At 55.5% G+C, this 13570-nt stretch carries 14 protein-coding genes; 8 read left to right on the plus strand and 6 right to left on the minus strand.

Annotated elements, in window-relative coordinates; all coding sequences use genetic code 11:
- Positions 1-52: 52 nt before the first annotated feature.
- Positions 53-685: a cAMP-activated global transcriptional regulator CRP gene (gene crp, locus O1V65_RS20050; protein WP_009638999.1), complete on the minus strand. Its 633-nt coding sequence runs from the start codon at positions 683-685 to the stop codon at positions 53-55.
- A 344-nt stretch (positions 686-1029) separates the two neighbouring features.
- Here crp and O1V65_RS20055 point away from each other — a divergent pair, with 344 nt between their 5' ends.
- Positions 1030-1440, plus strand: a complete 411-nt coding sequence (locus tag O1V65_RS20055) for an OsmC family protein (protein ID WP_084912596.1) — start codon at positions 1030-1032, stop codon at positions 1438-1440.
- Between the two features lie 21 nt (positions 1441-1461).
- Here O1V65_RS20055 and O1V65_RS20060 read toward each other — a convergent pair whose 3' ends face one another.
- On the minus strand, positions 1462-2370 hold the full coding sequence (locus tag O1V65_RS20060; protein ID WP_227989722.1) for a LysR substrate-binding domain-containing protein: 909 nt from the start codon (positions 2368-2370) through the stop codon (positions 1462-1464).
- A gap of 190 nt (positions 2371-2560) precedes the next feature.
- Here O1V65_RS20060 and O1V65_RS20065 point away from each other — a divergent pair, with 190 nt between their 5' ends.
- Together O1V65_RS20065 and O1V65_RS20070 are read left to right on the plus strand one after the other, a co-directional pair.
- Positions 2561-3757 carry an MFS transporter gene (locus O1V65_RS20065; RefSeq protein WP_269129972.1) on the plus strand — a complete coding sequence of 399 codons (1197 nt, stop codon included), beginning with the start codon at positions 2561-2563 and terminating at the stop codon, positions 3755-3757.
- A gap of 30 nt (positions 3758-3787) precedes the next feature.
- On the plus strand, positions 3788-4969 hold the full coding sequence (locus O1V65_RS20070; protein WP_227989721.1) for an amidohydrolase: 1182 nt from the start codon (positions 3788-3790) through the stop codon (positions 4967-4969).
- Positions 4970-5011: 42 nt separating this feature from the next.
- On the opposite strand, the gene O1V65_RS20075 is transcribed toward O1V65_RS20070, so the two are convergent.
- From O1V65_RS20075 to O1V65_RS20085, 3 genes are all read right to left on the minus strand, one after another.
- Positions 5012-5881: a phosphoribulokinase gene (locus tag O1V65_RS20075; protein ID WP_017493680.1), complete on the minus strand. Its 870-nt coding sequence runs from the start codon at positions 5879-5881 to the stop codon at positions 5012-5014.
- A gap of 109 nt (positions 5882-5990) precedes the next feature.
- Positions 5991-6218, minus strand: a complete 228-nt coding sequence (locus O1V65_RS20080; protein WP_017493679.1) for a YheU family protein — start codon at positions 6216-6218, stop codon at positions 5991-5993.
- A 7-nt stretch (positions 6219-6225) separates the two neighbouring features.
- Positions 6226-7221 carry a hydrolase gene (locus O1V65_RS20085; protein ID WP_192504210.1) on the minus strand — a complete coding sequence of 332 codons (996 nt, stop codon included), beginning with the start codon at positions 7219-7221 and terminating at the stop codon, positions 6226-6228.
- A gap of 103 nt (positions 7222-7324) precedes the next feature.
- Between O1V65_RS20085 and O1V65_RS20090 the strand changes: the two genes are divergently transcribed.
- The 5 genes from O1V65_RS20090 (at position 7325) to tauD (ending at position 11583) form a co-directional block, all read left to right on the plus strand.
- The gene (locus O1V65_RS20090; protein WP_269129973.1) at positions 7325-7927 is read left to right on the plus strand and encodes a LysE family translocator; all 603 of its coding nucleotides are present in this window, start codon (positions 7325-7327) and stop codon (positions 7925-7927) included.
- A gap of 207 nt (positions 7928-8134) precedes the next feature.
- Positions 8135-9124: a taurine ABC transporter substrate-binding protein gene (tauA, locus tag O1V65_RS20095; RefSeq protein WP_269129974.1), complete on the plus strand. Its 990-nt coding sequence runs from the start codon at positions 8135-8137 to the stop codon at positions 9122-9124.
- A 10-nt stretch (positions 9125-9134) separates the two neighbouring features.
- Positions 9135-9902: a taurine ABC transporter ATP-binding subunit gene (tauB, locus tag O1V65_RS20100; RefSeq protein ID WP_269129975.1), complete on the plus strand. Its 768-nt coding sequence runs from the start codon at positions 9135-9137 to the stop codon at positions 9900-9902.
- Positions 9899-10735 carry a taurine ABC transporter permease TauC gene (gene tauC, locus O1V65_RS20105; protein WP_017493674.1) on the plus strand — a complete coding sequence of 279 codons (837 nt, stop codon included), beginning with the start codon at positions 9899-9901 and terminating at the stop codon, positions 10733-10735. Before tauB ends, tauC begins: the two co-directional genes overlap by 4 nt.
- Positions 10732-11583, plus strand: coding sequence for a taurine dioxygenase (tauD, locus tag O1V65_RS20110; RefSeq protein WP_017493673.1), 852 nt, complete (start codon positions 10732-10734; stop codon positions 11581-11583). Before tauC ends, tauD begins: the two co-directional genes overlap by 4 nt.
- Before the next feature lie 55 nt (positions 11584-11638).
- Here tauD and O1V65_RS20115 read toward each other — a convergent pair whose 3' ends face one another.
- On the minus strand, positions 11639-13558 hold the full coding sequence (locus O1V65_RS20115; RefSeq protein ID WP_084912599.1) for an ABC transporter ATP-binding protein: 1920 nt from the start codon (positions 13556-13558) through the stop codon (positions 11639-11641).
- Positions 13559-13570 lie beyond the last annotated feature (12 nt).

The following is a 13570-nucleotide window of genomic DNA, read 5'->3' on the forward strand; positions in this document are numbered from 1 at the left end:
GTGACGAATAAAAACGGCGCACCAGAAGACTGCTGCGCCGTTTTTAAGGGGATTAACGGGTGCCGTAAACGACAATCGTTTTACCGTGTGCCGAGATCAGGCTCTGATCTTCAAGCATTTTAAGAATTCGACCGACAGTCTCGCGTGAACAACCGACGATCTGGCCAATTTCCTGACGGGTGATCTTGATCTGCATGCCATCTGGATGGGTCATGGCGTCTGGTTGCTTGGCCAGATTCAGCAGAGTTTGCGCAATGCGTCCGGTTACGTCGAGGAAAGCCAGGTTACCGACTTTCTCCGAGGTAATCTGGAGTCGACTCGCCATCTGTGCAGACAGGCGCATCAGGATATCCGGGTTAACCTGGATCAGCTGACGAAACTTCTTGTAGGAAATCTCAGCGACTTCACAGGCAGTTTTTGCTCTTACCCACGCACTACGTTCCTGACCTTCTTCGAAGAGTCCCAGCTCACCGATGAAGTCACCTTGGTTAAGGTAGGAAAGTATCATCTCTTTGCCTTCTTCATCTTTAATCAGCACGGCAACCGAGCCTTTCACGATGTAGTAAAGCGTTTCGGCTTTTTCACCTTGGTGAATCAGCGTACTTTTAGAGGGGTACTTGTGTATATGACAATGAGACAGGAACCATTCGAGAGTAGGGTCTGTTTGTGGCTTGCCGAGAACCATTAGTTATTATCCTCTTTTTATCGCTGCCCAAAATCACAGGGCTCAAAATCCCTGTTCGGCGATTTTTTACTTCGCGCTCTTTTAGCATATGAACTGACCAGCAATGCTGCAAGCGGCTTGAGGCGTGAATTAGGCAGTAATTTGCCATAATCACCAAGGTTATCCTGTTAAACCCAAAAACCCCGGCCGCAACTTGTTGGAAAGTTTCTTTCGCCTTGTTTGTAGCACAGCTTTGGTGACGTGTCTTGTGTTGTCTCGCTTCAGCATGATGCGGATCGAGTTCCATTGCCAGTTTCAGGGGTTAAGGGTAGTCTGTTTTGAAAATTATTACCGGAGAAAGGCAAATGCAAGCACGTGTAAAATGGGTCGAGGGATTAACGTTTCTCGGTGAGTCTTCTTCTGGCCATCAAATTCTGATGGACGGCAATGCGGGCGACAAATCACCGAGCCCGATGGAGATGCTGCTGATGTCAGCGGGTGGATGCAGCGCCATCGACGTGGTGTCCATTCTGCAAAAAGGCCGCAACGACGTCGTCGGTTGTGAGGTCAAGCTGACCTCCGAACGCCGCGAAGAAGCGCCGCGCCTGTTTACCACCATTAACCTGCACTTCATCGTGACCGGCAAGGGTCTGACGGATAAAGTGGTTGAGCGCGCTGTAACGCTGTCTGCCGAAAAATATTGCTCGGTTTCGCTGATGCTGGGCAAGGCAGCGACTATCACCCACAGCTTTGAAGTTATTGATTCAATAGAATAAGCTTGAGTGCTGTGCGGCACGTTACCAAGGGTAACGCTGACAGTGCAGCCGCAGCAGGTCTAAGAAACGCCGCGCCGTTAAGGTTAGCGGCGTTTTTTGTGAGTAAACCAGGCAGTATTGCGCCGCCGGCAGGCTGTCGACAGGCAGGCGGCAAAGCTTGTCTTCCATGAAGAACGGCGTCGCCATGGCGTTGCCGACCACCGACAGATAATCCCCGTTCAGCATCATCATCAGCCCGCTAATCAATGAGTCGGTACGGATAGGCGATTTCACCGCGTGGCAGCCGTTTTCCTCCAGCAGGGCAGCAAGCTGCTGGTAATAACCCATGTCCGTCTCGGGAAGCAGCCAGCTTGCCTCTCTCAATTCGCTTAACGACGTGGCCTGCGCCAGCGGATGCTGCCTGCGGGCGACGACGCAGAACGGCGCACTGAACAAGGGCTCGCACACCATGTCTTCGATGGGGAGTCCGACGCCCAGCGTGCCGATGGCGAAATCCAACCTTCCCTCACGCAATGAAGGCAGCAGGGTCGAGAGCTGCGACTCCTTGATATGCAATTTTGCCTGCGGATATTGCGCCGTGAACTCACTGGCCAGCGCGGGAAAAATGGTCAGCGCCAGCAGCGACGAGAAGCCGACCGCCACCGATCCCTGCGAGAATTGGTTGATTTGCTGTATTTCGTCGGCGGCGCGCTGCAGTTCTTCGAGAATAAACTGCATTCGCTGCGAGAAGGCGCGGCCGGTCTCGGTGAGCGTCATACCCTGCGTGCCGCGAACGATCAGCTGAGTATCGAGGATTTGTTCAAGCTCGCGCAGCGTTCTGCTGACGGCAGGCTGTGACTGATTCATCGCACGCGCCGCCCCGCGAATGCTGCCGCTGCGGATAACTTGCTGAAAAACCTTTAGCTGTTGCAGCTTGGGCAAATATTTCATCTCAGACCCTATCAGTAAAAAGCATCACCCCTCAAAAAATTGCATCTTATGGCCCTGAAGTAAAGCTGCTAGGTTTTTAAGAAGTCGGTAACTGACTGTTAACTGGCATATAAAAATAAACAATTCAGCGCGTTATCTTTTTCTCAGGTCAGGGGTGGCTGCTGGGATATAACATTCGAGGATATCAGTTATGCAAAATCGTTCTTTAATGATTTTCTTACTGTTTTTGGGTTATGTTCTGGTCTACATCGATAAAACCGTGATTGGTTTTGCGCTGTTGCCGATAGGTCGCGAGTTCGATTTAGCCCCTCAGCAACTGGGCTATATCACCGGCATGTTTTTTCTGGCCTATTCGCTGTTTCAGATCCCCGCCGGTTGGCTTAACGACTGCTTCGGCTATAAAAAAGTCCTGGCCTGTTCACTGACGCTGTTGGGCGGCTTTGCGCTGTGCTTCGGGCTGTTGGGTTTTGGTCTGGGTCTGCTGATCACCTTCCGTTTTCTGGCCGGTATCGGGCATTCGGGTTATCCCAGCTCGTGCGCCAAGTCGGTTGTTGCTAACTTCAACGTCGAACAGCGTACTTTCGCGCAATCGATTCTCTTGTCTTCTGCCGGACTGGCGATGACGGTCGGTCCGCTGGTGGCCGTGTACTGTCTGGCGCACGTCGGCTGGCGCGGATCGTTCTCGACCTTGGGCCTGCTGGCCTTCGTGGTGGCCGCTTTCATCCTGTTTTGGGTACCTTCGCCGCCGCGTGATTCGGCAACTTCGGCCGCCAACAAGACAGGGAGCTATCTCGCGTTGCTTAAAAATCCTATTGTGCTGGTGCTGTTCGCCGTTAATTTTTGCATCAATATCCCGACCTACGGGCTCATGGCCTGGTTGCCGAAATATCTGGTGCAGCAGCGTGGTTTTTCGCTCGACGTCGCGGGGATAGTCGTTGCGGTAGGGGGGTTGGGTATCTGGATCTCCTCGCTCTCGACGGGCTGGCTGGTGGGGAAATTCATGCAGGGCCGCGAGCCGAAGGTCATCTTGTACAGCTCGCTGCTGAGCGGTGTCTGTATCTGGCTGGTCTACACCTCGAATTCGGTTTACACCGTTTGCCTGTTCTTGTTCTTCGGCAACATTTTCATGATGTCGTCCTTTGTCACCACCTTTACCCTGCCGATGAAACGCCTGCCGACCGAGGTTATGGGCGGGGCGATTGGGCTGCTTAACACCGGGGGGACGTTGGGGGGATTCGTCGCGCCCATCGCGATGGGCTATCTGATTACCCTGACCCATGGCTATGACTCGACCTTTATTTTTCTGACGCTGGTGATGTGGGTCTCGGGCCTGCTGATGTTGCCTTTGCTGTCTAAATCTCGTTTTGCTGCGCGTGATGCAGCCTAGTGAACTGCCCCCATTTTGAGGAAGCCAATAATGACGATTAATTTTGAAGCATTAGTGAGTGAAGTTAACGCAGATGTGGTGCGCTGGCGTCGACATATTCACGCCAATCCTGAGCTGTCCTTTCAGGAGGCGAAAACCGCCGACTATATTGCCGAGCAGCTGTCGGCGATCCCCGGCCTGACTTTGACACGCCTGACGCCAAACAGCGTCATTGCCGAGCTGACTGGCGACAGGTCGGGTCCAATTTACGCGCTGCGTGCAGACATCGACGCACTGCCTATTCAGGAGGAGAGCGACGAGCCGTTCCGTTCAACCAATCCCGGCGTTATGCATGCGTGCGGTCATGACGCTCACGCGGCCATGCTGTTGGGCGCGGCTAAGGTTCTGGCGCAGTGCAAATCCTCGCTCAAAGGTCGCGTGCGATTTATCTTCCAACATGCGGAAGAAGCGCCTCCGGGCGGCGCTCAGGAGCTGGTCAAACTGGGCGTGCTCGACGGTGTGAGTATGATTTTCGGCCTGCATGTTCTGCCTAACTTCGCCACCGGCAAGGTGATTCTGAAAGAGGGCGTGTTCAGCGGTTCGAGCGATAATTTTGACATCATCCTCAAGGGGCGCGGGGGTCATGGCTCAATGCCACACATGTGTATTGATCCTGTGACCATCGGTGCGGAAGTGGTTACAGCAATGCAGCAGATTGTGGCGCGCAAGCTTAATCCGCAGCATGCCCCGGTACTGACCGTTGCCGTCTTCCAGGCCGGTGAGGTGTATAACGTTATCCCTGATACGGCAAGGTTGGCGGGTACGCTGCGTACCCACAATGCCGAAGTCCGCGAGCGGGTTCCGCAGCTGGTCGAGCAGACGGTGATGGGCATTGCTCAGGCGCACGGTGCTCAGGCTGAGGTGAAATGGACTCGCGGCTATGCGATTGGCAACAACCATGCCGATGCTTGTGCGATTGCGCGTCGCGTGGTGGCGCGTGAAAGGGGAGCAGAGGAATTGATTGAGCTGTCAGAGCCTATTTACGGCAGCGAGGACTTCTCGTCTTATCAGGAGAAAATCCCGGGCTGCTTCCTGTTTATCGGCAGCGGTAATGAAAGTATTGGCGCTACCCACGGCGTGCACCATCCGCGCTTCAAGCTGGATGAAGACGCGCTGGCGATCGGCGTTCAGCTGCACGTCGGGTTTATTCGTGACCTGCTGATCGCCGAGTAAACCACCGTGGGTTTAACGGCAGACGGTTCTCCCGCCGTCTGCCTATTCGATTTTCTTGCCTTCCATCAGCCGCTGCACCAGCGGTCCCATAATCAGCTCCATGGCCAGCCCCATCTTGCCGCCGGGAACCACCAGCGTATTAATGTGCGAGATAAAGGAGCCTTGCAGCATCGCCAGCAGATACGGGTAGTCAATCTGGTCCAGCCCCTGGAAATGAATCACCACGAAGCTCTCGTCGAGTGACGGAATGGCTTTCGCGGCAAAGGGGTTCGAGGTGTCGATGGTCGGCACGCGCTGGAAGTTGATGTGGGTTCGAGAAAACTGCGGCGTAATGTAATTGATGTAGTCGTCCATCGATCTGACCACTGAGTCCATAACCGCCTCGCGCGAATGCCCGCGCTCGCCGGTGTCGCGCACCAGTTTCTGGATCCACTCAAGGTTGACGATAGGCACCACGCCGACCAGCAGATCAACGTGTTTCGCGACATCAACCTGATGAGTGACTACGCCGCCGTGCAGGCCCTCGTAGAACAGGATGTCGGTTGGCTCGGGCAGCGCCTGCCAGGGAGTGAAAGTGCCGGGCACCTGGTTATAAGGCACCGCTTCATCATAAGTATGCAGATATTTGCGCGAACGGCCGGTACCGGTTTTACCGTATTCAATGAAGCTCTGCTCAAGCAGCGTGAAGTCGTTGGCTTCGGGGCCAAAGTAGCTAATGTGTCGGCCCAGGTCGCGCGCCTTACGGATGGCAGCGTCCATTTCAGGGCGTGTGAAATGATGAAAGCTGTCGCCTTCAAGAGCGGCAGCGTGCAGGCCAAGCTGTTGAAAAATCTTTCGAAAAGCGACGCTGGTGGTTGTGGTTCCGGCGCCGCTTGAGCCAGTTACGGCAATAACAGGGTGTTTAGCTGACATGGTAATCCCTTCATCTTTCAAATTGCAGTCAACGCATCTGCACCAGGAATCTATTGGGGAAGCCTAATACGCATAATTAAGCTTATTGTTACCATATCTATTCGCTAATTTATACGTCACCGGCGCGAAACTGTCCGCGTGGCATAATATTCAGCGTTTCATGCAGTTCAGACCATACCAGCACCACGTCGCCGCTTTTTAGCTGACGGCGTACGTCTTCCACTTTTTGCTCAAGCGTACGCTCTTGTTCGCCATAGTCGGTGCCTTCGCGCAGTACAAAACCTTCAATTACGCTATCCAGCGTTTCCGGGGCTAACTCTTTCCAGGGGATCATCATCTTAGGTTTATCTTTTCTCAGTCTGTGATTCGGGGATCAGCCGCGGCGCTATCCAGTCGGGAATGCGTTTTTCCAGCCACATTACTGGATTCAGCCAACTGCCGGTAACGAAACCGACGTGACCGCCGTGTTCGGTGAGCTGATATTCTACCCCAGGCGGTAGATCCTGTGCGTTCGGAATCACCGCATCCGTCATGAACGGGTCGTCCTTCGCGTGAATGATCAGCAGCGGCACTTTGACCCTCGGCAGCCGCGGCATTCCGCTACAGCGTCGATAATAGTCTAGCGCGTTTTGGAAACCGTGGGCGCGCGAGGTAATGGCGTCGTCGAACTCGCGGATACGCCGCATCGATTTTAGTTGCTCGAGCGTCACCGGCAGCGTGCCCGGATATTTAATCAGCTTGCGTCGGGCGTTAGCCTTGAGCTGGTCCAGCAGGTAGCGCTGATAAAAGCGTGACGAGCCTTTCTCGAGGCGATAGGCGCAGGGTTCGAGCATCAGTGGCGCAGAGACGATGACCGCCGCCTGTAAACGGCAGTTCTCGCCCTCCTCGCCAAGATAACAGGCCAGCATATTGCCGCCCAGCGAAAAACCGACGGCGGCGGTTGGGGCATCACCGTAGGTCTCGCTCAACCAGTTAAGGAAGAAGCGGGCGTCTTCCGTTTCACCGGAATGATAGATGCGCTTAAGTCGATTAGGTTCTCCGCTACAGCCGCGAAAATGCATCACCACACCGAGGCCGCCTTTGTTTTTCCACGCCGCTAACAGCCCGTGGGCATAGGGGCTGCTAAAGCCGCCTTCAAGCCCGTGAAACAGCACCATACGCGGCTTGTGGCGGGCAAACTGCGGGTCTTCACTCCAGGCCAAATCGATAAAGTCGCCGTCGGGTAAATCGAGCCGTTGCCACACCGGTTTGAGTTTGACGCGCCGCCTGAACAAACGCGGCAGCAAGGTTTGCAAGTGCGGATTGCTAGCGCCGCGCAGGGGAAGAAAATGATGAGCCATATTTTCTGAAAAAAATCCTGTTCAGTAAGCTTGTACTACCAATAGCACACTGATAGCTTCACTGCTAATCGCACAATAGTTGGAGGTGAGGAGCACCTGTTAAATGGAACTTAGTTTATTTCTTTCGATGCTTGGATTTTTATGGGTAGCGGCAATTACGCCCGGCCCAAATAATATGTTGTTAACGACCTCGGGTGCGAACTTTGGTTTTATGCGTTCACTCCTGCTGATGATAGGCATCATGTTGGGCATGCAGAGCATTCTGCTGCTGGTTGCCTTCGGCGTTGGCGGGTTAATCCTGATTTATCCTACCCTGCACACGGTATTAAAGGTTCTCGGTAGCCTTTATCTGCTGTGGCTGGCGTGGAAGATTGGCACCTCAGCCTATGAGAAACTCGAAACTGACGCCCCGCCACCCAAGCCTATTCGTCTGTATCAGGGATGGCTGCTTCAGTTCCTGAATCCCAAGGCCTGGCTGATGGGACTCGGGGCGGTTGCCAGCTTCAGCCTCGCCGGAGCGGCCTACAACCACTCTATTGCGGCTATCAGCTTGGGTATGTTCCTGGTCAATCTGGTTTCAGGTATTATCTGGCTGGGTTTCGGCACCGTGATCGGTCGACTGCTGCACAGCCGCCGAGCGTGGTACACCTTCAACATCGCCATGGGGCTGCTCACTGCCGCCTGCGTGTTGTTGATTTGGCGATAATTATCGACCCGGCTCGATAAATAACGGTCATCCGCGAGGGTGGCCGTTTTGCTTTTGTATCCTACCGTGCCTGCATTATAAATTCCATATATTCCTTTTGGTTATTAAAGGTAATTTTTAATTACTTTAAATGCTTCCTGCGCTCAGCTAAAAATTCTCTACAAACCCGAATAAAAACGACTCATCACTCTTGTGGAGCATTTATCGATGGCAAACCGTTCAATTTTGCGTGGCGCAGCACTGCTGCTGTCACTGACCGCACTCAGCGCACACGCGGTAGACGTCACCGTGGCCTATCAGACCTCCGCCGAACCGGCCAAGGTGGCGCAGGCCGAGAACACCTTTGCGAAAGAATCCGGTGCCAAGGTGGACTGGCGTAAATTTGACAGCGGTTCAAGCGTACTGCGCGCGCTGGCCTCGGGCGATGTGCAGATCGGGAATATCGGCTCCAGCCCGCTCGCCGTTGCCGCCAGCCAGAAACTGCCTATCGAAGCCTTCCTGCTGGCCTCGGAGTTAGGCAGCTCTGAAGCCTTCGTGGTGAAGAAAAGCATCAACAGCCCACAGGACTTGATAGGCAAACGCATCGCCGTACCGTTCATCTCCACGACGCACTACAGCCTGCTGGCTGCGCTGAAACACTGGGGCATCGATCCTAAGAAAGTTACCATCGTTAATCTACAGCCACCGGCCATTGCCGCCGCTTGGGCTCGCGGAGACATCGACGGCGCCTATGTCTGGGCACCGGCGGTGAACGAGTTGGAAAAAACCGGCAAGGTGTTGACCGACTCCTCTCAGGTGGGCAAATGGGGTTCGCCGACGCTTGACGTTTGGGTGGTCCGTAAAGACTTCGCCCAGGCGCATCCTGAAGTGGTCACCGCTTTTGCCCGTGCCGCACTGGGCGCACAGAAATCTTATCTGCAAAACCCTGACCAGTGGCTGAAGGACACCTCGAATCTGAATACTCTGTCGCGCCTGAGCGGGGTACCGGATGACCAAATTGCCGAGCTGGTAAAAGGTAACCGTTATCTGCCGGTCAGCGAGCAGGTGACGCAATTGGGTCAGCCGGTCGATAAAGCCATCAAAGATACGGCCAACTTCCTGAAAGAACAGGGCAAAGTGGACCAGGTAGACGCCGACTACAGCAGCTACGTGACCAACAAGTTTGTTAAGGCCGTTCAGGCCAGCCCGCAGTCCTAAGGAGAAAGACATGCTTCAGGTTTCTCAACTTTCCGCCGAGTATCAGGGTAATCCGGTACTGCATGATATTTCCCTGCAGATAGATGCCGGGCAGCTGGTGGTGGTGCTAGGGCCGTCGGGCTGTGGCAAAACCACGCTGCTCAATCTGATTGCCGGATTTACCGCGCCGAGCGGTGGGTCGATAAGCCTGGACGGTTTGCCGGTTAACGCACCCGGTGCGGAGCGCGGCGTGGTCTTCCAACACGAGGGGCTGCTGCCGTGGCGTGACGTACAAAGTAACGTCGAGTTTGGCCTGCAGCTCGCCGGCGTCGATAAACACCAGCGTCGGCAGACGGCGGAACGGATGCTCGCCAAGGTTGGACTCTCGGGGTATGAGAATCACAAACTGTGGCAGCTTTCCGGCGGTATGCGTCAGCGCGTAGGCATTGCCCGTGCACTGGCTGCCGATCCTCGCCTGCTGCTGCTCGACGAGCCCTTCGGCGCGCTCGACGCCTTTACCCGCGAACAGATGCAGGAGCTGTTGCTCAAGATCTGGCGCGATAGCGGCAAACAAATCTTCCTGATTACCCACGACATTGAGGAAGCGATATTCCTCGCCAGTGAACTGCTGCTGCTCTCTCCGGGGCCGGGTAGAATACTGGAACGCATCTCGCTGGACTTCGGACAGCGCTACGCCGACGGTGAATCATGCCGTAGCATCAAGTCATCGCCGGAATTCATTCAACGGCGCGAGTACGTGCTCAGCCAGGTATTTGAACATCGTGGAGGCCTGCTATGAGCGCAGAACCTGTTCTGAAAACACTCGTGCGCGAGAAGGGTAAAACGTCAAAAGGCAGGTCGCTGCCGCGTAACGTGCGTCTGAGCATAGGTACACTGGTGACGCTGTTGTTTATCTGGTGGGCCGTCACGGCGCTCAAGTGGATCCCGCCGCTGTTTCTGCCTGCACCGCAGCAGGTGCTGCATCAGCTGATTACCATTGCCAGTCCGCAGGGCTTCATGGACGCCACGCTGTGGCAGCACCTTGCGGCCAGCCTCACGCGCATTGTTATTGCCCTGTTGGCGGCGGTGGTGGTGGGAGTACCTGTCGGGATTGCCATGGGGCTGAATGAAACGCTGCGCGGCATTCTGGACCCGTTAATCGAACTTTATCGCCCCGTTCCTCCACTGGCGTATCTCCCGCTGATGGTTATTTGGTTTGGTATCGGTGAAACCTCGAAAATTCTGCTGATTTATCTGGCAATTTTCGCGCCGGTGGCGATGTCGGCGCTGGCCGGCGTTCGCAGCGCCTCAAAGGTCCGCATTCGGGCCGCGCAGGCGTTGGGCGCAAGCCGTTGGCAGGTGCTGCGCTATGTGATTCTGCCCGGTGCGCTGCCTGAAATTCTCACCGGCGTTCGCATCGGACTCGGGGTGGGGTGGTCAACGCTGGTCGCCGCCGAGCTTATTGCGGCAACGCGGGGATTAGGTTTTATGGTTCAGTCGGCCGGAGAGTTTCTGGCCACTGATGTGGTTATTGCCGGGATAAGCGTTATCGCGCTGATTGCCTGTGCGCTTGAACTGGGGTTGCGTTATCTGCAACGCAAACTGACCCCCTGGCACGGAGAACAACAATGAACGAACGTCTCAAAATTACCCCGCTAGGGCCGCACATCGGCGCGCTGGTGGAGGATGTGTCGCTTAGCCGTCCATTATCCGACGCACAGTTTGAACAGCTCTATCATGCGCTGCTCAAGTATCAGGTGTTGTTTGCCCGCGATCAGCCGATCACCCCGGTTCAGCAGCGTGCGCTGGCGGCACAGTTTGGTGATCTGCACATCCACCCTGTCTATCCGCAGACGCCGGAGGCGCAGGAAATCATTATTTTCGATACTCACGACAACAATCCGCCGGATAACGATAACTGGCACACTGACGTGACCTTTATCGAGACCCCGCCTTTGGGGGCCATACTGGCGGCCAAGACGCTGCCCTCTACCGGCGGTGACACCCTGTGGGCCAGCGGCATTGCGGCCTATGAGGCGCTGTCTGAACCCTTCAGGAAGCTGCTGGCCGGTTTGCAGGCTGAGCATGATTTCACCAAGTCGTTCCAGGAGTACAAATACCGTAAAACGCCGGAAGAACATCAGCAGTGGCTGGAGGCCAAAGAGAAGAACCCGCCGTTGCTGCATCCGGTTATCCGCACGCATCCGGTGTCTGGCCGGCAGGCGCTGTTTGTGAATGAGGGATTCACTACCCGCATCGTGGGACTTGAAGAAAAAGAGAGTGCGGCGATCCTCGAGTTCCTGTTCCGCCATATCACCAAACCGGAGTTCCAGGTGCGCTGGCGTTGGCAGGAGAACGATATCGCGATTTGGGATAACCGTATCACGCAGCACTACGCTAATGCGGACTACTTACCGCAGCGGCGTATCATGCATCGGGCGACGATCCTCGGGGATAAACCTTTCTATAAGGCTTCGTAACCTCATAGCCTGAAGAGATGTCGGGGGCACGGACGCGCCCCCGCATTAAGAAGGCTCAAGCGCCGGCGTTAAATTCCTGCGCCAACTGCTCAAGCTGTTCCTGCGCATCGAGCCAGGTCATCTCGACCTCTTCCAGCTCGCCTTTCACCTTGATCTGCTGTTGCAGGCAGGCGGTCAGATCGGCCTTGCGGCTGCTGTCATAAATTGCCGAGTCGGCCAGCTTCTCTTCGACGCTCGCCAGTTCGCTGCTCAGCTTGTCCATCTGTTTTTCCAGTGTGGTTATCTGTTTACGCAGCGGTTGAGTCTGGTTGCGGAAATCGGCTTCACGACGTTTTTGGTCTTTGCGTGACTGCGCACTGTTGGCACCGGCGTCTTTTTCCGGTGTGTCCTGCTGGCTTTCCTGACGCTGAATATCGACCAGCCACTGCTGGTAGTCTTCGAGGTCGCCGTCGAACTGCTCGACCTTACCGCCATGGACCAGATACAGGTCGTCGGTGGTGGAGCGCAGAAGGTGGCGGTCGTGCGATACCACCACCATCGCGCCTTCGAAGTCGATCAGCGCCTCGGTCAGCGCTTGACGCATGTCGAGGTCAAGGTGGTTAGTCGGTTCGTCGAGCAGCAGCAGGTTAGGGCGCTGCCACACGATCAGCGCCAGCACCAGACGGGCTTTCTCGCCGCCGGAGAAGCGCTCGGTCTTCTCGGTCACTTTGTCACCCTGGAAGCCGAAGCCGCCGAGGTAGTCACGCAGCTGCTGTTCGGTTTGCTTGTCTGCCAGTCGCACCAGATGCTGTAACGGGGAGTCTTCGGCACGCAGGAACTCGAGCTGATGCTGGGCGAAGTAGCCGAGCTTCACGCCTTTCGCCAGACCAATATCGCCAGCAAGCGGCGGCATGGTACCCGCAAGTAGCTTAATCAGGGTCGATTTACCCGCGCCATTGCGGCCGAGCAGGCCGATACGCGAGCCAGGAACCAGATTGAGCTTGATAGAATCGAGGATGACGTTGTCGTCATAGCCCGCGCTAACTTTTTCCATACGCAGCAGCGGGTCGGGCAGACTTTCCGGCGACCTGAAACTAAAATGAAAAGGGTTGTCGACGTGGGCCGGGGCAATCAGCTCCATGCGTTCCAGCATTTTGATACGACTCTGTGCCTGCTTGGCCTTGGTGGCCTGAGCGCGGAAGCGGTCGATATAGCTTTGCAGGTGTGCCACCTTTTCCTGCTGATGTTCGAACAGTGACTGCTGCTGGGCGAGTTTGGTCGCGCGCTGGCGTTCAAACGACGAATAGTTACCGGTGTATTCGTTTAAGGTCTGCTGTTCGATGTGCAGGATTTTATCGACGATCGGGTCGAGGAAGTCTCGGTCGTGGGAAATCAGCACCAGTGTACCGTTATAGTTCTTCAGCCATTTTTCCAGCCAGATAACGGCGTCCAGATCGAGGTGGTTGGTCGGTTCGTCGAGCAGCAGCAGGTCGGAGCGGCAGATAAGTGCCTGCGCCAGGTTGAGGCGCATACGCCAGCCGCCGGAGAAGGATTTTACCGGCTGTTGCAGCTGATTCTGCGTAAAGCCGAGCCCGCTGAGCAGGCTGGCGGCACGTGCCGGAATGGTCCAGGCCTGAATGGCGTCGAGCTTGCCGTGCAACGTCGCGATGGCGTGGCCGTCGTCGCGCTCGTTGGCGGCTTTGAGCTCGGACTCCAGCTGACGAAACTCACGATCGCCGTCGATAACATACTCAACCGCAGGAACGTCTAGTGCCGGAGTTTCCTGATTTACCCAGGCCAGTGCCCAGTTTGACGGAAACGTCAGGTTGCCCGCATCGGCGCTCATTTCGTTTTTCAACAGGGAAATCAGGGTTGATTTACCGCAGCCGTTTTTTCCTACCAGTCCGACTTTCTGACCCGGATTGATAGTGGCAGATGCATTGTCAAGCAGGACATTGGTGCCACGCCTGATTTGTAACGATGAGAAAACTATCATAAAGCGCCGTCT

The sequence above is a fragment of the Rouxiella badensis genome (assembly GCF_026967515.2).
Classification (GTDB): Bacteria; Pseudomonadota; Gammaproteobacteria; order Enterobacterales; family Enterobacteriaceae; genus Rouxiella; species Rouxiella badensis.

Excerpts from the sequence above, each read along its gene's own strand:
- crp (WP_009638999.1), bottom strand. The coding sequence starts at position 685 with ATGGTTCTCGGCAAGCCACAAACAGACCCTACTCTCGAATGGTTCCTG.
- O1V65_RS20055 (WP_084912596.1), top strand. The coding sequence starts at position 1,030 with ATGCAAGCACGTGTAAAATGGGTCGAGGGATTAACGTTTCTCGGTGAG.
- O1V65_RS20060 (WP_227989722.1), bottom strand. The coding sequence starts at position 2,370 with ATGAAATATTTGCCCAAGCTGCAACAGCTAAAGGTTTTTCAGCAAGTT.
- O1V65_RS20065 (WP_269129972.1), top strand. The coding sequence starts at position 2,561 with ATGCAAAATCGTTCTTTAATGATTTTCTTACTGTTTTTGGGTTATGTT.
- O1V65_RS20070 (WP_227989721.1), top strand. The coding sequence starts at position 3,788 with ATGACGATTAATTTTGAAGCATTAGTGAGTGAAGTTAACGCAGATGTG.
- O1V65_RS20075 (WP_017493680.1), bottom strand. The coding sequence starts at position 5,881 with ATGTCAGCTAAACACCCTGTTATTGCCGTAACTGGCTCAAGCGGCGCC.
- O1V65_RS20080 (WP_017493679.1), bottom strand. The coding sequence starts at position 6,218 with ATGATGATCCCCTGGAAAGAGTTAGCCCCGGAAACGCTGGATAGCGTA.
- O1V65_RS20085 (WP_192504210.1), bottom strand. The coding sequence starts at position 7,221 with ATGGCTCATCATTTTCTTCCCCTGCGCGGCGCTAGCAATCCGCACTTG.
- O1V65_RS20090 (WP_269129973.1), top strand. The coding sequence starts at position 7,325 with ATGGAACTTAGTTTATTTCTTTCGATGCTTGGATTTTTATGGGTAGCG.
- tauA (WP_269129974.1), top strand. The coding sequence starts at position 8,135 with ATGGCAAACCGTTCAATTTTGCGTGGCGCAGCACTGCTGCTGTCACTG.
- tauB (WP_269129975.1), top strand. The coding sequence starts at position 9,135 with ATGCTTCAGGTTTCTCAACTTTCCGCCGAGTATCAGGGTAATCCGGTA.
- tauC (WP_017493674.1), top strand. The coding sequence starts at position 9,899 with ATGAGCGCAGAACCTGTTCTGAAAACACTCGTGCGCGAGAAGGGTAAA.
- tauD (WP_017493673.1), top strand. The coding sequence starts at position 10,732 with ATGAACGAACGTCTCAAAATTACCCCGCTAGGGCCGCACATCGGCGCG.
- O1V65_RS20115 (WP_084912599.1), bottom strand. The coding sequence starts at position 13,558 with ATGATAGTTTTCTCATCGTTACAAATCAGGCGTGGCACCAATGTCCTG.